At 62.2% G+C, this 18673-nt stretch carries 23 protein-coding genes and 1 tRNA gene; 19 read left to right on the plus strand and 5 right to left on the minus strand.

Going from position 1 to position 18673, the window contains the following annotated elements; translation table 11 throughout:
- Positions 1-57 precede the first annotated feature (57 nt).
- From tsaB to QQL79_RS21415, 5 genes are all read left to right on the plus strand, one after another.
- A complete protein-coding gene (gene tsaB / locus QQL79_RS21395; RefSeq protein ID WP_284394203.1) occupies positions 58-669 on the plus strand; it encodes a tRNA (adenosine(37)-N6)-threonylcarbamoyltransferase complex dimerization subunit type 1 TsaB in 612 nt (203 codons plus the stop codon).
- Positions 666-1145: a ribosomal protein S18-alanine N-acetyltransferase gene (rimI, locus tag QQL79_RS21400; RefSeq protein WP_284394204.1), complete on the plus strand. Its 480-nt coding sequence runs from the start codon at positions 666-668 to the stop codon at positions 1143-1145. The genes tsaB and rimI overlap by 4 nt, the downstream gene beginning before the upstream one ends.
- Positions 1146-1234: 89 nt before the next feature.
- Positions 1235-1621 carry a Fur family transcriptional regulator gene (locus tag QQL79_RS21405; RefSeq protein ID WP_284394506.1) on the plus strand — a complete coding sequence of 129 codons (387 nt, stop codon included), beginning with the start codon at positions 1235-1237 and terminating at the stop codon, positions 1619-1621.
- Positions 1618-2421, plus strand: a complete 804-nt coding sequence (locus QQL79_RS21410; protein WP_284394205.1) for a lysophospholipid acyltransferase family protein — start codon at positions 1618-1620, stop codon at positions 2419-2421. Before QQL79_RS21405 ends, QQL79_RS21410 begins: the two co-directional genes overlap by 4 nt.
- Before the next feature lie 46 nt (positions 2422-2467).
- Entirely contained in the window at positions 2468-2770 is a 303-nt protein-coding gene (locus tag QQL79_RS21415) for a hypothetical protein (RefSeq protein WP_284394207.1), read from the plus strand.
- Here the strand turns inward: QQL79_RS21415 and QQL79_RS21420 are convergent.
- The 5 genes from QQL79_RS21420 to QQL79_RS21440 all read right to left on the minus strand — a co-directional run bounded on the left by QQL79_RS21420 (position 2767) and on the right by QQL79_RS21440 (position 6888).
- Positions 2767-3021: a hypothetical protein gene (locus tag QQL79_RS21420; RefSeq protein ID WP_284394209.1), complete on the minus strand. Its 255-nt coding sequence runs from the start codon at positions 3019-3021 to the stop codon at positions 2767-2769. The genes QQL79_RS21415 and QQL79_RS21420 overlap by 4 nt on opposite strands.
- A gap of 127 nt (positions 3022-3148) precedes the next feature.
- Positions 3149-4459, minus strand: a complete 1311-nt coding sequence (gene pncB, locus QQL79_RS21425; RefSeq protein WP_284394211.1) for a nicotinate phosphoribosyltransferase — start codon at positions 4457-4459, stop codon at positions 3149-3151.
- Between the two features lie 430 nt (positions 4460-4889).
- Positions 4890-6032, minus strand: a complete 1143-nt coding sequence (locus QQL79_RS21430) for a winged helix-turn-helix domain-containing protein (RefSeq protein ID WP_284394212.1) — start codon at positions 6030-6032, stop codon at positions 4890-4892.
- 237 nt (positions 6033-6269) lie between these two features.
- Positions 6270-6345: transfer RNA gene (locus QQL79_RS21435), tRNA-Ala, on the minus strand.
- Between the two features lie 138 nt (positions 6346-6483).
- Positions 6484-6888: a TIGR02300 family protein gene (locus QQL79_RS21440; RefSeq protein WP_284394213.1), complete on the minus strand. Its 405-nt coding sequence runs from the start codon at positions 6886-6888 to the stop codon at positions 6484-6486.
- A 184-nt stretch (positions 6889-7072) separates the two neighbouring features.
- On the opposite strand from QQL79_RS21440, the gene aroA reads away from it, so the two are divergent.
- From aroA to queF, 14 genes are all read left to right on the plus strand, one after another.
- The gene (aroA, locus tag QQL79_RS21445) at positions 7073-8422 is read left to right on the plus strand and encodes a 3-phosphoshikimate 1-carboxyvinyltransferase (RefSeq protein WP_348523195.1); all 1350 of its coding nucleotides are present in this window, start codon (positions 7073-7075) and stop codon (positions 8420-8422) included.
- A gap of 107 nt (positions 8423-8529) precedes the next feature.
- Positions 8530-9171 carry a (d)CMP kinase gene (locus QQL79_RS21450; RefSeq protein WP_284394215.1) on the plus strand — a complete coding sequence of 214 codons (642 nt, stop codon included), beginning with the start codon at positions 8530-8532 and terminating at the stop codon, positions 9169-9171.
- 163 nt (positions 9172-9334) lie between these two features.
- The gene (gene rpsA, locus QQL79_RS21455; protein ID WP_370461281.1) at positions 9335-11044 is read left to right on the plus strand and encodes a 30S ribosomal protein S1; all 1710 of its coding nucleotides are present in this window, start codon (positions 9335-9337) and stop codon (positions 11042-11044) included.
- 70 nt (positions 11045-11114) lie between these two features.
- Positions 11115-11618, plus strand: coding sequence for a GNAT family N-acetyltransferase (locus QQL79_RS21460; RefSeq protein WP_284394217.1), 504 nt, complete (start codon positions 11115-11117; stop codon positions 11616-11618).
- A gap of 48 nt (positions 11619-11666) precedes the next feature.
- Positions 11667-11966 (plus strand): BrnT family toxin, encoded by a 300-nt coding sequence (locus QQL79_RS21465; RefSeq protein ID WP_284394218.1) that lies wholly within the window; start codon positions 11667-11669, stop codon positions 11964-11966.
- On the plus strand, positions 11938-12270 hold the full coding sequence (locus QQL79_RS21470; protein WP_284394219.1) for a BrnA antitoxin family protein: 333 nt from the start codon (positions 11938-11940) through the stop codon (positions 12268-12270). The genes QQL79_RS21465 and QQL79_RS21470 overlap by 29 nt, the downstream gene beginning before the upstream one ends.
- Before the next feature lie 63 nt (positions 12271-12333).
- A complete protein-coding gene (gene sppA, locus QQL79_RS21475; RefSeq protein WP_284394221.1) occupies positions 12334-13299 on the plus strand; it encodes a signal peptide peptidase SppA in 966 nt (321 codons plus the stop codon).
- A gap of 39 nt (positions 13300-13338) precedes the next feature.
- Complete coding sequence (locus tag QQL79_RS21480; RefSeq protein WP_035099264.1) at positions 13339-13620, plus strand: integration host factor subunit beta; 282 nt, start codon at positions 13339-13341, stop codon at positions 13618-13620.
- 35 nt (positions 13621-13655) lie between these two features.
- Complete coding sequence (locus tag QQL79_RS21485) at positions 13656-14015, plus strand: lipopolysaccharide assembly protein LapA domain-containing protein (RefSeq protein ID WP_284394256.1); 360 nt, start codon at positions 13656-13658, stop codon at positions 14013-14015.
- A gap of 7 nt (positions 14016-14022) precedes the next feature.
- Positions 14023-14670, plus strand: coding sequence for a phosphoribosylanthranilate isomerase (locus tag QQL79_RS21490; RefSeq protein WP_284394257.1), 648 nt, complete (start codon positions 14023-14025; stop codon positions 14668-14670).
- A gap of 58 nt (positions 14671-14728) precedes the next feature.
- Positions 14729-15940: a tryptophan synthase subunit beta gene (gene trpB / locus QQL79_RS21495; RefSeq protein WP_284394259.1), complete on the plus strand. Its 1212-nt coding sequence runs from the start codon at positions 14729-14731 to the stop codon at positions 15938-15940.
- Between the two features lie 3 nt (positions 15941-15943).
- A complete protein-coding gene (gene trpA / locus QQL79_RS21500; RefSeq protein WP_284394260.1) occupies positions 15944-16768 on the plus strand; it encodes a tryptophan synthase subunit alpha in 825 nt (274 codons plus the stop codon).
- Between the two features lie 217 nt (positions 16769-16985).
- On the plus strand, positions 16986-17960 hold the full coding sequence (gene accD, locus QQL79_RS21505; RefSeq protein ID WP_284394262.1) for an acetyl-CoA carboxylase, carboxyltransferase subunit beta: 975 nt from the start codon (positions 16986-16988) through the stop codon (positions 17958-17960).
- A gap of 120 nt (positions 17961-18080) precedes the next feature.
- Positions 18081-18539 (plus strand): preQ(1) synthase, encoded by a 459-nt coding sequence (gene queF, locus QQL79_RS21510; protein WP_284394264.1) that lies wholly within the window; start codon positions 18081-18083, stop codon positions 18537-18539.
- Positions 18540-18673 lie beyond the last annotated feature (134 nt).

The following is an 18673-nucleotide window of genomic DNA, read 5'->3' on the forward strand; positions in this document are numbered from 1 at the left end:
AGTCAATGTCGGACAAGGTCAGTCGACATCTCGAGGTCTTGGCGCTAGAGCGATGCCATGAGTGTTCTGCCCGTCACGCTTGCCATCGACACAGCCGCGCCGCGCCTGCAATTGGCGCTGTTGCGGGCCGATGGCAGCACCGATATTTCCATCGACGAGATCGCCACCGGCCACGCCGAATTGATCTTCGGGCGCATCGCGGCGCTGCTGGCGCGCAATGGCATGGACTATCCCGGCCTGCAGCGGGTGGTGACGACGACCGGCCCCGGCTCTTTCACCGGATTGCGCATCGGCCTCTCGGCGGCACGCGGCATTGGCCTGGCGCGTTCTATCCCGGTGATTGGCGTGCCCAGCCTCTTGGCGCTCTCGCTGGCCGGGACTGGCCCGGTCACCGTCTTGCTCGATGCGCGGCGCGAGGAAGCCTATTTCCAGACATTTTCGGCTCCCGGAATTGCCGATGGTCCGCCGCGTCTCTTGCCCATGGCCCAGGCGCAGCAATCGGTGCTGCCCGGTTCGGTCCTCATCACCACGCCCTTTGTCGATATCGCCGCCATGGCCCGCTATGGCGCGCTGGCCGATCCGCTTGCCCATCCGCCCGAGGCTGCCTATGTGCGGGATGCCGATGCCAAGCCGCAAACCGCGGCACGGATCGAAAGGCTGAGATCATGATGAAGCTCTGGATGGCGCCGGCGGGCCTGCATATCGAGCCGGGCCAGACTGGCGATGCCGATGCGCTGGCGCGTATTCATCAGGCCGGTTTCTATCGCGGCTGGCCGCGCGAGGAGTTTCTGGCTTTTTTGTCCGAGGGCGGCACCCCCGTCTATGTCGCCTGCGACGCCAAGCGCCGCATTGCCGGCTTCGCGCTGATCCGCATCGCGGCGGACGAAGCCGAATTGCTGACCATCGCGGTCGATCCCAAATGGCGCGGCAAGAAAGTGGGGCAGGCGCTGCTGCGCGCGGCCCTCGATGATCTGCGGATGAGCCCGGCCCGGCGCATGTTCCTGGAAGTCGACGAGCAGAACGCGCCTGCGGTCAAGCTTTATGGGCGGGAAGGTTTTGCCACCATTTCCAGCCGCAAGGGCTATTATCCCCGCCCTGACGGCACGGCGGCGACCGCGCTTGTCATGGCGCGTGATCTTGGATAACCCGGAAAAAACGGGCCAACCAGCGGAGCAATGGCGTGAGCAAGACCCAGACCGATCCGACCCTGGAAGAAGCCTGCGTGGCCAAGGGCATGCGCATGACCGACCAGCGTCGCGTCATCGCCAGGGTGATCGAGGAATCCTCCGATCACCCCGATGTCGAGGAACTCTATCGCCGCGCCTCCGCGATCGATGACCGCATCTCGCTGTCCACCGTCTACCGCACCGTCAATCTTTTCGAGGAAGCCGGGCTCGTCACCAAGCACGATTTCAAGGATGGCCGCGCCCGGTTCGAATTGATCCCGGACGAGCATCACGACCATCTGATCGATATCCGCTCGGGCAAGGTCATCGAATTCCGCAATGAGGAAATCGAGGCCATCCAGGAGGTTATCGCCAAGCGCCTGGGCTATCGGCTGGTCGATCACCGCCTCGAACTCTATGCCGTGCCGGTGGACGGCAAGGACCAGTCTAAATGATCTTCCGCGTGCTGTTCTTCATCTTCGTTTTCGTGCCAATAATGATCGTGGTGATCCCCCTGCAGGCGCTGATCAATGCGCTGAAGCTCCCCTTCTGGAATGTGCTGCCGCGCCTGTTTCATCGCATTGGCTGCTTTTTCCTCGGGCTGCGGGTCGAGGTCATCGGCCAGCCGGCCACCGGCCGGCCGACCCTATTGGTATCTAACCATATTTCCTGGACCGATATCGTGGCAGTCGGCTCGGTCGCCGACGTCACCTTCGTGGCCAAGCGCGAAGTGGGCGACTGGCCTTTCGTGGGCATGATGGCGCGACTGCAGAAAACCATTTTCGTCGACCGCACGCGCCGCTCCGATGCCGGCCGCACGGCGCAGGAAATGGGCAGCCACATGGCCAACGGCAATGCGGTCCTGCTGTTTGCCGAGGGCCAGTCCGATATCGGCACCCATGTCCTACCCTTCCGCTCGGCGCTGGTGGGCGCAGCCCAACACGCCATGATCGAGGCCGGCGCCAGGGACGTGGTGATCCAGCCGCTCACCATCGCCTATACCAGGCTCCAGGGCCTGCCCGTCAGCCGCAACGAGCGCTCGCTGATCGCCTGGATCAAGTCCAAGTCGGTCAAGCAGAATATCCGCGAAATCCTGGGCGGACCGGTCAAGGACGTGACGGTAGCCTTCGGCACCCCCATCCCTCTGGGCGAAAACGACAATCGCAAGCAGGTCACCAAGGCCGCCGAAGATCAGGTGCGCGCCATGCTTGTGGCGCTCAATCGCGGCCAGAAACTGCCTGTCAAAGCCGCCTGAGGCATTGCCGACAAGTTTACGCGGTAAGGCTAACAAGAGCCTGTGCTTGGGCATTAAGCTTTCGTTAGCTATAGCGCTGTCCATGATGATGGATGTGCAAATCGCCTGGCAGCTGCTGGCAATCTGGGCAATCGTGCTGGGCACGCTTGTCTGGTTCGTGCGCGACGAACGCCGGCTGGAGGCCGACCGGGCCCTGGCCCGCGCCGCGCGCTATTATGCCCATGCGCCGCGATATCGGGCCGTGGCCCCGCAAGCGCCCGCGCCATTACCGAAACCCCGCATGGGCGCCATCCGACACACCGATCGCGCCTATTTCGAGCAGATGCTTGCCGGCAAGCTGCGGCGCTAGTCCGCCACCTCCAACTTTGCCTTGAGCCGGCCGACAATGTCGGCGGCTTTCAGCATCAGGGCCATGTCGATATCCCCAGCGCTGGCATCGCTTGCCAGGTCTGCCCACACAGAGATTGTCAGCTCGTGGGTCTGCTCGCGGCCATCGCGGGTTTCGCTCAATACCGCCCGGACGCGTCCGGTGGTTCGCCCGGCCAGCCGGGGATGGCTGGTCCGGCTCTGCACTTCTATGTCGATCAGTTGAAAAGTCATACCGGCCCCGAGTGGAGCCCCCATGGCAACGCTAATATCGGATGGTTCACGGCGCGTTAATCGCCACGGCCTGACCTAGCCGATTCTCCACCGTTTTTGCGGCAGCGTGTCCAAAATTCAGGCAGATTCACACCTTGACGGCATGCGCCACCATGCCCGCATCGCCAAAAACGCTGAGATAGCGGGCAATCTCTTCGGGCGTACCGGTCGCCTTGGCGGGATTGTCGGAAAGCTTCACGGCCGGCCGTCCATTGGCCTCGCTGACCTTGGCGACGATGGAAATCGGATCGAGCCCCGGATTGGGACCATCGGGCGCACAGCCCTCGAAATCATTGGTCAGATTGGTGCCCCAGCCGAAGGTCATCCGCACCCGCCCGTCGAAATGGAGGTACGCCTCCTCGATCATGTCGACATCGAGCCCGTCGGAAAAGATCAGCAGCTTTTCACGCGGATCGCGGCCCCGGCTCTTCCACCAGGCGATGATCTTTTCCCCGCCCTCGATGGCCGGCGCGCTATCGGGCCGGAAGCCGGTCCAATCGGCCACCCAATCGGGAGCATGCTTCAAAAAGCTGTCGGTGCCGAAAGCGTCGGGCAGCACGATCTTGAGATTGCCGCCATAATAGCTCTCCCAATCCTGCAGCACGCGATAGGGCGCCGCCATCAACGCCTCGTCATTGGGGGCGAGAGCGGCCAGCACCATGGGCAGCTCATGGGCATTGGTGCCCAGAGCTTCCAGGTCATTATCCATGGCGAGCTTGACATTGGAGGTGCCGGTAAAGGCTTCGCCAATGCCTTCCTTGAGCGCTTCCACGCACCAGCGCTGCCAGAGAAAGGAATGGCGCCGCCGCGTGCCGAAATCGGAGATCTTGAGATCGGGCAACTTTTGTAGCCGCTCCACCTTTTCCCACATCTTGGCCTTGGCGCGGGCATAGAGCACGTCGAGCGCGAAGGGCCCGTAATTCTTGAGCGCCGCCCGTGAGCGCAATTCATTGATAATGGCGAGCGCGGGGATTTCCCACATCGAGGTCTCGACCCAGGCTCCGGGAAATTCCAGCACGAATTGCCCGTTCCGCTGCTCCAGCCGGTATTCGGGCAGGCGGAACTCTTCGAGCCATTTAAGGAAAGCCGGCTCGAAAATCTGTTTGCTGCCGTAAAAGCTGTTACCAGCCAGCCAGATCATTTCCTTCTTGGTGAAACGCAGCGTGCGGCAATGATCGAGCTGGGCGCGCAATTCATCGATATCGATCTCTTCGGCTAATCTGACCGATCTTGTGCGGTTGATCAGCGAGAAAGTCGCGTTGACCCGGGGATAGAGGCCCCAGATCATCTGCAGCATCAACAGCTTATAGAAATCGGTATCGAGCAGGCTGCGCACGATGGGGTCGAGCTTCCAAGTGTGGTTATACACCCGCCGCGCAATATCGGTATAAGTGGCCATGGCTCTCGCCCCCGTTTCGCGGCTGGCCTTGTAGCGCGCCGGGCGGGGGATGGAAAGGCGGGGAGGGGGTAAACCGTCTCGTTGATGCGTCGCGGCAAACTGATAGGGCTGCTCAGCACCTCCCACAATGCCGGCAATTTTGCACTGTCTCCGCACACCACAATCGCCTCCCTCGGGCTTGACCCGAGGGTCTCTCCTCGCTTGTGCCGGGTTGAGAAAGGCCCTCGGGTCAAGCCCGAGGGAGGCGGCGGTGGATGGGAGAGGAGAGGTGGAAGGATCAGGAATATTCTTACCAACCACGGTGTCATTCCGGTGGAGGCCGGAATCCATGCTGTGCCTCATCCCCACGCTGGATGGTGCTGATAGCGTTCAGCATGGATCCCGGCCTCCGCCGGGATGGCACCGCGCAATTAAGGTACTCAGGGGGCCGCTAATCCCCGAACTGGAACCGTTCGAACCGTCCCAGTGCCTCGTCGATCGCCGCCTTGGCTTCCGCTCCGGCATCTTCCAGCCAGGTCCATTTCTGGATCAGCACCTTGCCCGCTGCCCTGTCGGTCTTGAGGTCGATGGCGGCAACGATGCGGTCACCAGCCAGCACCGGCAGGGCGAAATAGCCCAGCTTGCGCTTGGCGGCCGGCACATAGGCTTCGAACAGATGGTCATAGCCAAAGAACAGTTTGAGCCGTTTGCGCTGGATGACCAGCGGGTCGAAGGGCGACAGGATATGCGTCAATTCCGGCGGCGCGATCCGCTCGCTGGCCAGCGTTTCGGGCGTGGCCCAGTGTTCGGCCTTGTCCTGGCCCGCGATATGCACCGGCACCAATAGCTTCCGGCGCACGCGGCTTTCGATCAGCTCGCGCACCGCCTTCTTGCGCGGCGCATCCAGATGACAGACCGAATCGAGGCTCACCATGCCCTGGCTGCGCAGGGCCCGGTCCAGGAGATAGGCGGTGATCTGCCGCTCGGTCGCCGGTTTGGGCGCCTTGTCCCAGCCGAAATGGCGGGCCATGAGGTCATAGGTCTTGACCATGCCCTGCCGCGTGCCGATCGTTACCAGCCCCTGGAAAAACATCATTTCCAGCACCCGTTTGCTCGGCTTGCGGCTGGCCCAGGGATGGTCCTTGTCCACCAATTCGTCATCCCCGATATCGCGGATCGACAACGGTCCCTCGCTGCGCAGGCGGCGGGCCATTTTTCGCACCTCGAGCGGGGTTACCGAGCCGAACCAGCGGCTGGGCGTTTCGCGGTATTGCTTCATGGCCGGCAGGAAAAACGGCAAATCTGCGCTCGGCACATAGCTCAGCGCATGGGTCCAATATTCAAAGACCGATTTATCCGCCGATTGGGCCTGCGCCAGATGCGCCCGGGCATAGCCGGGAATGCGCGACCACAGGATATGATGGTGGCAGCGCTCGATGACATTGATGGTGTCGATCTGCACGTAACCCAGATGGGCAATGGCCGCGAGCGTGGCTGCCGGCCCCTCGCCAAACGGCGAACTCACATCCAGCCGCTGTGCGCTCAGCCAGATATGGCGGGCGTGATCGGGCGAAAGCGGGCGGGATTTCGGCACGGAACGACTCGGCAAGGGTTTACTGGAAACAAACCTAGAACAAGTCGGGGTCGAGGGGCACCCGGTTCTGTGGACAATTCGATACCCGCTGCCCTAAAGCCGCTTCTTGGCAAAAAATTCTGCCCGACGCAGTCTTTAGCTGCGCAACTCTGGCGCGACAGCCTTCGCAATGATGTCCGCAAGCTTTGGGCTAGGCCTCAAAGGCCTGCCGAGCCGAAGCTGCGGAGCAGCGAAGGCTGGTGGAGCCAAGCGGGATCGAACCGCTGACCTCTTGCATGCCATGCAAGCGCTCTCCCAGCTGAGCTATGGCCCCATTCCGTGGGTTCCGGCGGGTATTCCCGTCCGGAGCGAGGCGGAACCTATTGGATGATCCGTCCCCATGCAAGTGCCTATTTGACACTTTTTCGTCCCGCCGGATTTTTTGTGAATCCGGCGGAAAAATCGTTTGAAATCAGCGGTCTTCGTCGCCGCCGACGTCGAAGCCGAGCTCGTCGTCTTCGTCCTCGTCTTCCTCAAGGAAGACGTCTGCATCGTCATCGCCGAGTTCTTCGTCGACTTCGACGTCCTCGGTTTCCGGAATGTCCTCGTCGCCACCTTCTTCGGCGTCGGCGTCTTCGAGGCTGACGATTTCGGGCGCTGCCACGTCCTCGGCTTCCTCTTCTTCCTCGACCTCATCCTCGTCATCGACCTTGCGGGCGGTGGCGGGGGAAGGCTTGCCGGCCAGCACCTGCTCGAAATACGAGCGCGGATAGCTCTTGCCGGTATAAGGCGAGACGATCGGGTCCATGTTGAGGTCGTAGAACTTCTTCCCGGTATCGGGATCGGTCCGTTTGGTGCCGCGTTCGGAACTGGCCATCGATGTTCCTCGTGGGGGAATGGATTTGCGGGGGAGAAAAGCTGCCGCCGCTTCGGTCAGTCCGGTTATGGGCAAACCATGCCCCTGTCAAACCGAAAATGCTGGTATCAGCACTGGCAACGATATCGGCGGTGGCTTCAGGCGCCTGGGCCATGCTAAACCCGCGCCCGCCGCAAACCACTTCATGGCCGCCATGCCCGACGCCAAATCGCCGCTCCAGCCGCTTTCCGCTCACCGTGCCGGTCCCTTGTCCGGGCGTTTTGCGACACCCGGCGACAAGGCGGTTTCCCACCGCGCCCTGATTGCCGGGGCCCTCGCGGTGGGCCGCAGCCGAATCGAGGGATTGCTCGTCGCCGATGATGTGCTGGCCACCGCCAATGCCCTGCGTGCCCTGGGCGTCGCCGTGGATTTCGATGGCACACAATGCACGGTGCAGGGCCTGGGTATAAACGGGCTTCTGGCGCCCGCCGCTCCGCTCGATTTCGGCAATTCGGGCACCGGCGCCCGGCTCATGCTTGGTCTGCTCGCTCCCTTTTCCTTTGTCAGCCGCCTTACTGGTGGTCCAACGCTCACACGGCGGCCGATGCAATCCCTGTTCGATGCCCTGGCGGGAATGGGCATGACCGTGCTTGAGAGCGAGGCGGGCCACTTGCCGGCCGCCATCGAAGGGCCAGCCATTGCCGTGCCGATCCACTACACCATGCCGGAGCCCTCCGAGCAGATCAAATCGGCGCTGCTGCTGGCGGGCCTGGCCATCCCCGGCACAACGACAATTATCGAGCCCGTGCCGACCCCCGATCACACCGAAAGAATGCTTGCCGCTTTCGGCGCCGACATCGCGACCAGTTTCGATGCGGCGGGCGCCGCCACCATCAGGCTGACCGGACTTCCCGAGTTGAGACCGCGCCGTGTCATCGTGCCGGGCGACCCATCATCGGCGGCCTATGCCATTGTCGCCGCGCTCATCGTTCCCGGCTCCGACCTCGTGGTCGAAAACGTTCTGATCAATTCCAATCGCACCGGGCTGATCGACACCCTGCTCGACATGGGCGGCGATATTGCCTTCACCAATCAGCGCGAGGCGGGGGGCGAGCATGTCGCCGACCTGCGCGTTCGTTCGTCGCGCCTGCGGGGCGTCCGCGTCCCGGCCGAGCATGCCGGGGCCATGCTGGATGATATTCCGGCCCTGGCCATCGCCGCCGCCTATGCCGACGGCTCCACCGCCATCGAGGGTATCGCGGCCCTGCGCGAGCAGGAATGCGACCGCCTCGCGGCAATGGCGGCCGGACTTGTCGCCAATGGCGTCGAGTGTCTCGAAGGACGCGATCAATTGCTGGTCAAGGGGGCCGGGGGCGTTCCGGGCGGCGGCAGCGTCGACACCCATCACGATCACCGTATCGCCATGAGCTTCCTGGTACTGGGTTTTGCCAGCAAGGCCCCCGTCACAATCGACGATGCGCGGCCCATTGCGGCAAGCTTTCCCGATTTTGTCGCGGCCATGACCGCTGCTGGCGCGAATATTCTCGCAGCCTAGGCGCGCGGCGCGCGTGGATTTCTCGCAATTGCCGGTTCTTTTCGCCCGCCGATTATGCCAAAGCCATGGGGCAACTCGCAAAAGGCAAAAGAGGGGAGGCCAAGCCAATGATCATTGCCGTTGACGGACCCGCCGCCTCCGGCAAGGGCACTCTGGCTTCCGGGCTTGCCCGCCATTATGGCCTGCCCCATCTTGATACCGGCCTGCTCTATCGCGCCGTCGGCCGCGCCGTTTCCGCTCGGGAAGACCAGCCTGGCTTTGAAGACGCCGCCATTGCCGCCGCCCGCGCGCTCGACGCCAGCCATCTGGCCGATGTCGCCGAACTGACCTCGGCCCGCTCGGGTGTCCTCGCCAGCAAGGTCGCGGTGATCGGCCCGGTGCGGGCGGCTCTGTTCGATTATCAGCGCAACTTTGCCACCCAGCCCGGCGGTGCCGTGCTTGATGGCCGCGATATCGGCACCAATATCTGCCCCGATGCCGATGTGAAACTGTTCATCCAGGCCGATTCCAAGGCCCGTATGGAGCGCCGCGCCCGCCAGCTGGAATCTCGTGGCGTGGAGGTTGACCGCTACGCCCTCTATCACCAGATAGAAGAACGGGACGCCCGCGACATGGCCAATCCCAATGGCGGTTTCTATAAAGCTGACGACGCGCACTTGCTCGATACGACGCTTCTCGATATAGAGGCCGCACTCCGCGCAGCCATCGCGATTGTCGAGACGACCATGGCGCACAAGGCAAGGCTCTAGAGCTTTAATTTCCTCCTTGCGTGTTTCGGTTCCGCCAATCAGCCAAGCTTTGGCCCGGACTTATACCCAATAGACATCGATCGGGCGCTCGCGCGCCGGCATTTTGCATTTGCGAAGTGGCGGGTTTCCGGTCTCAACCTCAAGCCCCCGGTGCACTGGAGATATGAATTTGGCACAGCAAACTGTGACGAAAGAAGATTTTGAATCCCTGTTGATGGACTCGTTCATCGACAACGAACCCCTAGAGGGCGCCGTTGTTAAGGGCACCGTGGTCGCGATCGAAAAGGATCTGGCGATCATCGACGTTGGTCTCAAGACCGAAGGGCGCATCGCGCTCAAGGAATTCGGCCAGGCCGGCCGCGACGGCACCATCACCGTCGGCTCGATCGTCGAGGTCTATGTCGACCGCGTCGAAAATGCCGCTGGCGAAGCCGTTCTGTCGCGCGAGAAGGCTCGCCGCGAAGAGAGCTGGGTCAAGCTCGAAGAAATGTACAACAACAATGAGCGCGTTGAAGGCACCATCTTCAACCAGGTCAAGGGTGGTTTCACCGTCGACCTCGAAGGCGCCATTGCCTTCCTGCCGCGTTCGCAGGTCGATATCCGCCCGATCCGCGATATCGCTCCGCTCATGAACGTGCCGCAGCCCTTCCAGATTCTGAAGATGGACAAGCGTCGCGGCAATATCGTCGTCTCGCGCCGTGCCATTCTCGAGGAATCGCGCGCTGAACAGCGTTCGGAAATCGTCCAGCAGCTCGAAGAGGGCCAGGTTGTTGACGGCGTGGTCAAGAACATCACCGATTACGGTGCGTTCGTTGATCTCGGCGGCATTGACGGCCTGCTGCACGTCACCGATATCGCCTGGCGTCGTGTGAACCACCCGTCCGAAGTGCTCACGATCGGCGAGACCATCAAAGTCCAGATCGTTCGCATCAACCACGAGTCTCACCGTATCTCGCTCGGCATGAAGCAGCTGCAGGCCGATCCGTGGGATGGCATCGAAGCCAAGTATCCGATCGAGGCCAAGTTCACCGGCCGCGTGACCAACATCACCGATTACGGTGCGTTCGTCGAACTGGAGCCGGGCATTGAAGGCCTGATCCACGTTTCGGAAATGAGCTGGACCAAGAAGAACGTTCACCCCGGCAAGATCGTCTCGACCTCCCAGGAAGTCGAAGTCGTCGTGCTCGAGGTCGATCCCGACAAGCGCCGCATTTCGCTCGGTCTCAAGCAGACCCTGCAGAATCCGTGGGAAAGCTTCGCCGAGAAGTTCCCCGTTGGTTCGGTCATCGAAGGCGAAGTCAAGAACAAGACCGAATTCGGCCTGTTCATCGGCCTCGACGGCGATGTGGACGGCATGGTTCACCTCTCCGATCTCGACTGGCAGAAGTCGGGCGAAGTGGCCCTGGAAGACTACAATCGCGGTGACATGGTTTCGGCCAAGGTCCTCGACGTTGACGTCGAAAAGGAACGCATCTCGTTGGGCATCAAGCAGCTCGCCACTGGCGAAGTTGCCGATACGGCCGGTTCGGAAGGCGGCATCAAGAAGGGCTCGGTCGTGACCGGCACTGTCATCGAAGTCAACGATGGGGGCATTGAAGTCCGTATCGCCGACAGCGAAATGACCGCCTTCATCCGCCGCGCCGATCTTAGCCGCGATCGCAACGACCAGCGTCCCGAGCGTTTCAGCAAGGGCGAAAAGGTCGACGCACGCGTCACCCAGTACGATCGCAAGACCCAGCGCATCCAGCTGTCCATCAAGGCACTTGAGATCGCCGAGGAAAAGGAAGCCGTGGCCAATTACGGCTCCTCGGACTCGGGTGCTTCGCTCGGCGACATCCTGGGCGCTGCCCTCAAGGATCGCGACACGAAGTAATTCGTTCGCTTTGCAAGGATTGCAGGGGCCCGCACTTCACAGTGCGGGCCTTTTGCTTTTAGAAGACCCCATGAACCAAGCAATGCACTGGCGGGCCCTCACCACACTCGACCTGCCCGCGGTGGAGGCAATCGCCAACCGCGTGCATCCCGGTTTTCCCGAAGACCAGGCGGTCTTTGCCGAACGCCAGCGCCTCTATCCCGATGGCACGCGATTGCTCGAACTCGATGGCGTGTCCTCCGGCTATATCCTGTCCCATCCCTGGCGGTTCAAATCGCTGCCCGCGCTCAATTCGCTGCTCGGCGCGGTGCCACCCGACGCCGACACCTATTACCTCCACGACTTGGCACTATTGCCCACCGCCCGCGGCACGGGCGCCGCCGCCATGATCGTCGGCGAAATCCAGCGCCACGCCCGCAGCCGGGGCTTTGCCAATATGAGCCTGGTCGCCGTCAACGGCTCGATCCCCTTCTGGACCAAGCACGGCTTCCGCCCTTTCCCGGCCCCCGAGTTGGCAGACAAGCTGCTGAGCTATGAGGCCGCAGCGCGGTTCATGGTTAAACGGCTTGTGTAGTTACAAAACTGTAGTTACATTATTGCCGTTACGCGCAGGGGGCTACGCGTGGAATTTGAATGGGACGAAGACAAGAACCGCAGCAATAAGCTCAAGCATGGCATCAGTTTCGAAGCAGCGATTGAGATTTTTGACGATCCGTTCGAGCTGACCGAGTTCGACCAGTTTGTTGACGGGGAGGAGCGTTGGAAGACGCTCGGTGCTTGGCAGCATGGATGGTCGGTACTTGTTGTGGTTCATGTCGAACGGGATCGGGCCGATGCCTTGACTGTCCGGATAATATCGGCGCGAGCGGCCAATAAGGACGAGAGGAAGCGATATGAGCGAAACCGAAGGAAAGACCGTTAGATATACGCGTAAGCCGCTGACCCAGGATCAGATCGAAGAGCTCAACGCATTGGCGAATCGCCCCGATAGCGAGATCGATTTCTCCGACATTCCCGAACTCGATGACGAATTCTTTAAAAATGCCAAGCAGGGCGTCATGTATCGCCTGGTGAAGCAACAGATGACGCTCCGCCTCGATGCCGATATCCTTGACTGGTTCAAGCGCCATGCCAAGGATGGCAAGGGCTATCAGACCGACATCAACAAGGCGCTGCGGGCCTATGTGACGGCGCAGGAAAAGCGGGCGCAGAAGAAGGCCGGCTGATCCCGTCTTGCCAATCTGGCGCCCGCTCGCTACCCCTTCGGTCGTCAAACCAATGAGGCAGAGATGACCGATCAGCCCATCGAGGAGCCGGCCCGGCCCTCCGATCCGCATGAAATCATCGCCGCCGAAACCTATCGCCGCTCGCGCGGCTTCTGGCGTGTGCTTGCTTTTGTGGCACTGGCCATTGCCATTCTTGCCGTGGCGGGCCGCTTTGCGCTCAGCAACACGGCGACGGGCGATCACATTGCCCGCGTGGTAATCGATGGCACGATCGCCACCGATCCCGAACGGCTCAAGCTCATCGAGGACCTGGCCGACGACGACAGCGTCAAGGCGGTGGTCGTCGCCATCAATTCGCCTGGCGGCACCACGGCGGGCGGCGAGGAGCTCTACGAGGCGCTTGGCCAGCTCCGCGCCAAAAAACCGGTGGTTGCCGTGGTCAAGGAATTGGGCGCCTCGGCCGCCTATATGACCGCTATTGGCACCGATCACATCTTTGCCCGGCGCCTCTCCATCATCGGCTCGATCGGCGTGCTCTATCAGCACGTCAATGCCGGCAAACTGCTCGAAACCATTGGCGTCGATCTCGATAAGGTCGCCTCGGGGCCGCTCAAGGCCGAGCCCGATTATGACGAGCCCATGGTGGGTGAGGTGCGCGCCTCCATCGGCGCTTTGGTCGATGACAGCTTTCAATGGTTCGTCGATATCGTCGCCGAACGGCGTAACCTGGACCGCACCATTGCGCTGGGTCTGGCCGATGGCCGTATCATGACCGGCCGGGTGGGCGTGGAAACCGGCCTGATCGATGCCATTGGCGGAGAACTTGAGGCCCAGGCCTGGCTAGAGGCTGAGCGGGATGTGCCCAAAGACCTCGAAATCGTCACCGCCTGGCCCCAGGGGAGCTCCGGGCTGGGCTGGATTGGCACTTTTTTAGGCAGTCAGGCCCGTGCAGCGCTTGGTTTGCCTGTCAATGGGGCCATCACGCTTGACGGGCTGGTCTCGCTTTGGCAGGTTGGCGCAGCCTCGTAAACCTAGCGGGGTATGACGGTCTCGCACCGGGAGCCAGGGATGATCAAGTCGGAACTCGTCGAGAAACTCGCGGCGGAAAATCCGCATCTGTTCCAGCGTGATATCGAAAACATCGTCAACGCCATCCTCGATGAGATCGGGGACGCCATGGCCCGCGGCGATCGGGTCGAGTTGCGCGGCTTTGGCGCCTTTTCGGTCAAGAACCGTCCGGCCCGCGTCGGGCGCAATCCGCGCACCGGCGAACAGGTCGATGTCGGCGAGAAATACGTGCCGCAGTTCAAGGCGGGCAAGGAAATCCGCGAGCGGCTCAACCGCTCGTAACGGGGCAAGCAGTCCCCAACAGGCAAAACGCGACTATGCTCAACAAGATTGTCGGCTGGCTGGTCCTTGTGCCGCTTTCTCTGGCGCTGATTGCCTTTGCCCTGGCCAATCGGCAATTCGTGATCGTCAATTTCAATCCCTTTGCCCCGGTCGAGCAGCTGGCGACGCCCGGCTATGGCGTCCCGCTTTTCATGGTGCTCTATGTGGTGCTGCTGATCGGCGTATTGCTGGGCGGCATTGCCACCTGGTTCGCCCAGGGCCAGCACCGCCAGCGCGAACGCCACTGGCGGCGCGAGGCTAATATGCTCAATTCGGAGCTCGCCACCCTGCGCAAGAACCAGGGCCAGCCGAGCAATCCGTTGAGCGATGTCGATGACCTCTTGGAGCTCCGTTGAGCACACCATGGCCGACCCCCTGATTATCAAAATCTGCGGTATCAAGACGCTTGATATCCTGGAAACCACCATTGCCGCTGGTGCCGACATGGTCGGCTTCATGCATTTTCCGCGCTCGCCGCGTCATGTCTCGGTCGAACAGATCGGCGACCTGATTTCGAGTGCCCGCGGGCGCATTGAAACCTGCGTCGTGCTGGTCAATCCGGACAATTCCTGCGTGGCCGAAATTGCCGCGCTCGGCCCCGACTGGATCCAGCTGCATGGCCCCGAGACCCCCCATCGCGTCGAAGCCATCCGCATCGAGGCGGGTGTGGAAATCATGAAGGCTCTACCCATCGGCTCGGCCGAGGATGTCGCCCATATTGCCGATTTTGTCGGGGTCGCCGACCGCATTCTGCTTGATGCCAAGCCCCCCAAAGGCGCCGACCGGCCCGGTGGCCTCGGCGAAACCTTTGACTGGTCCTTGCTCAAGGCGCTTGACCCATCCATCCCCTTCATGCTTTCGGGTGGCCTGACGCCGCAAACCGTAGCCGATGCCATAAAGACCCTGCGCCCCTTCGGGGTCGATGTGTCCTCCGGCGTCGAAACGGCTCCTGGCGTCAAGGACAAGCGGCTGATCGAGGCGTTCATGCGAAACGCGCGGGCCGCCAGCTAACATAAGCGCGTCGACGGACCTCTGATGAGCCTGTCGAGGGGCATCGAGAGGACCATCAATGGACGGCATCAATTCCCTGCGCAACGGCCCGGACGAGCATGGCCGTTTCGGGCTCTATGGCGGCCGTTTCGTCGCCGAAACCCTGATGCCGCTGATCCTCGATCTCGAGCAGCAATACCGCGCCGCCAAGACCGATCCGGTCTATCAGGCCGAGCTCAAGGACTTGGCGGTCCATTACACCGGCCGCCCCAGCCCGCTCTATTTCGCCAAGCGCCTCACCGAGCATCTGGGTGGCGCCAAGGTCTGGTTCAAGCGCGAAGAGCTCAACCATACCGGCTCCCACAAGATCAACAATTGCCTGGGCCAGATCCTGCTCGCCAAGCGCATGGGCAAGACCCGCATCATCGCTGAAACCGGCGCCGGCCAGCATGGCGTGGCGACGGCCACGGTCTGCGCCAAGTTCGATCTGCCCTGCACCATCTTCATGGGCGCCACCGACGTCGAGCGGCAAAAGCCCAATGTGCTGCGCATGAAAATGCTGGGCGCCGAGGTTCGTCCGGTCACCGCCGGCGCCGGCACGCTCAAGGACGCCATGAACGAGGCGCTGCGCGACTGGGTCACCAATGTCGACACCACCTATTACCTGATCGGCACGGCCGCTGGCCCCCATCCCTATCCCGAAATGGTGCGCGATTTCCAATCGGTCATCGGCACCGAACTCAAGGAACAGTTCAAGGAGGCCGAGGGCAAGTTGCCCGACGCGATCGTCGCCTGCGTCGGCGGCGGCTCCAATGCCATCGGCACGTTCCACGCCTTCCTGGATGACCCTGAAGTCGCCATTTATGGCGCCGAGGCCGGTGGTCATGGCATCGATGTTGAAAACGGCCACGCCGCTTCCATGACCGGCGGCCGTCCCGGCGTGCTGCATGGCAACCGCACCTATCTGTTGCAGGACAAGGACGGCCAGATTCTGGAAGGCCATTCCATCTCGGCGGGCCTGGACTATCCCGGCGTCGGCCCGGAGCATTCCTTCCTGCATGACACCAAGCGCGTGACCTATGTGCCCATCACCGACGATGAAGCCCTGGCCGCCTTCCAGCTCTGCACCAGGATGGAGGGCATCATTCCCGCGCTCGAATCGGCCCATGGCCTGGCCCAGGTCATCAAGCTGGCGCCCACTTTGGGCAAGGACCAGTCCGTCGTGCTGTGCCTTTCGGGGCGCGGCGACAAGGACGTCGAAAGCGTCGGCAATTATCTGGGGCTGCTCTAGACCATGACCTCTCGCATCGAAAAACGCTTCGCCGAAGCCAAGGCCGCCAACCGGCCCGCCCTCGTCACCTATGTCATGGCCGGCGATCCCGACCTCGCCACCAGCCAGGCGATCATGGAAGCCCTGCCGCAGGCCGGGTCTGATATTATCGAATTCGGCATGCCCTTTTCCGACCCCATGGCCGATGGCGTTGCGATCCAGCTGGGTGGGCAGCGGGCCCTCGCCGGCGGCATGACGCTGCGCGGTGTTCTCGGCATGGTCGAGGATTTCCGCCGCAAGGACGAGACCACCCCCATCGTGCTGATGGGCTATTACAACCCGATCTATAGTTTCGGCGTCGATAAGTTCCTGGCGGCCGCCAGGGATGCCGGTGTCGATGGCCTCATCGTCGTCGACCTGCCTACCGAGGAAGACGAGGAATTGTGCATTCCCGCCCTCAAGGCCGGTCTCAATTTCATCCGCCTCACCACGCCCACCACCGATGACAAGCGCCTGCCGACCGTGCTCCAGAACACGTCGGGCTTTGTCTACTATGTCTCGATGACCGGCATTACCGGCGCCGCCATCAAGTCGCGCGCCGCTGTGGGCGAGGCCGTCGAACGCATCAAGAGCCATACCGATCTGCCGGTTGCGGTCGGCTTCGGCATCAAGACGCCCGAAGATGCCACCGAAATCGGCCGCTATGCCGATGGCGTGGTCGTGGGCACGGTGCTGGTCGATGCGGTGGGCCAGTCGCTGGCCGATGGCAAGGCGACCGACCGGACCGTCAGCGCCGTGCGCGACATCGTGGCGGGCCTGGCCGCTGGTGCAAAGCGGGCGCGCTCCTAGCGCGGTGTTGCAACGGTCACTGTATCATCGCGCAGGCCGGGATCCCGTCACCAGCATCCAGTGCGGGGAACGGGCACAGCCTGGATTCCGGAATGACCCGGTGAAAGGTAACGCTTTCCCCACCCCGACTTTGCCCTCCGCCGCCACCCCTGATAATATCCGCCACAATTGATCATTATGTCCTGTCCCGACAGGACACCCCGATAAGGCCGCCGCCATGAACTGGATCGACAATTTCGTCCGCCCCAAAATTCGCTCTTTCCTCTCCAACAAGCGCGAGACGCCGGAGAACCTTTGGGTAAAAGACCCCGAGTCCGGCGAGATGGTGTTCTACCGCGATCTCGAGGCCAATCAGTGGGTGGTGCCCAATTCGGGCTATCACATGAAGATCAAGCCGGCCGATCGCCTGGCGACCTTCTTTGACGAAGGCCAATATGATCTCGTGCCGGTGCCTGCCGTGCCGGTCGATCCCCTCAAGTTCCGCGACCAGAAGCGCTATACCGACCGCCTCAAGGAAAGCCGCGCCAAGACCGGCTATGATGACAGCGTCATCGTCGCCACCGGCAAGCTCTATGGCCGCGACACCACGGCGGCCGTGCAGGATTTCGATTTCATCGGCGGCTCGCTCGGCATGGCGGCAGGGCAGGGCATCATTACCGGGCTCGAAACCGCGGTCTCCCGCAAGACGCCCTTCGTGCTCTTCGTCGCCTCCGGCGGCGCGCGCATGCAGGAAGGCATTTTCTCGCTGATGCAGATGCCGCGCACCACCGTTGCCGTGCTGCGCCTGCGCGAAGCGGGCCTGCCCTTCTTCGTGGTCTTTACCGACCCAACCACCGGCGGCGTCACCGCCTCCTATGCCATGCTGGGCGATGTGCATCTGGCCGAGCCCGGCGCCCGTATCGGCTTTGCCGGCGCCCGCATCATCGAGCAGACCATCCGTGAAAAGCTGCCCAAGGGCTTCCAGCGCTCCGAATATCTGCATGAACATGGCATGGTCGACATGGTCGTCCACCGCCACAATCTGCGCTCCACCATCGGCTCGCTCGCCGGCATCCTGACCCGCGCCGAGCCCAGCGATGAATTGAACGGCACGTCTGCCGCGCTTCCCGCCATCAGCCTGCGCGATGCCGCCATCGCGGCCGAGGGCGATGATGGTGATCTGGCTGCGCCCAGCGCCGCCCACGCCGAATAATTTGGCGAAATGCCATGTTGTGAAGGCCGGTCCATAGCGACCGGCCTTTTTTTATGCGGCGGAAGGCTCTAATCGACATCCTGCGCAGGTCTGTATTGCCTGTCCGCAGGAGAAACCTTGATGTCCGATAATCTCAATCTCACCCAGCTCGGCCAAAGCGCCGGCATTCCCGCTTCCCCCCAAGCCGCCATTCTCGAGCGTGTGCCCAATCCGCAAGCCGACACCGATTATGTGTCCCGCTTCACCGCGCCCGAATTCACCTCGCTCTGCCCGGTCACCGGCCAGCCCGATTTCGCCCATCTGGTCATCGATTATGTGCCCGGCGACTGGCTGGTCGAATCCAAGTCGCTCAAGCTCTATCTGACCTCGTTCCGCAATCACGGCGCGTTTCACGAAGATTGCACCGTATCCATCGGCAGGCGGCTGGTGGCCCTGCTCGATCCGCGCTGGCTGCGCATAGCCGGCTATTGGTATCCGCGCGGCGGCATCCCCATCGACGTGTTCTGGCAGACTGGCACCCCGCCCGAGGGCATCTGGCTGCCCGATACGGGCGTGCCCTCCTATCGTGGCCGGGGCTAGGGCCAATCGACATTCATCTGATGCTGGCCTGCAAATGGCGGTTTTCTGCGCTTCCGGTGCTCACGTACCAAAACGTACGCTGCGCTCCGGTTCTCGAAAACCACCATTTTCGGCTCAGCCTGAGTGAATGTCGA

The organism is Devosia yakushimensis, from assembly GCF_030159855.1.
Lineage (GTDB): Bacteria > Pseudomonadota > Alphaproteobacteria > Rhizobiales > Devosiaceae > Devosia > Devosia yakushimensis.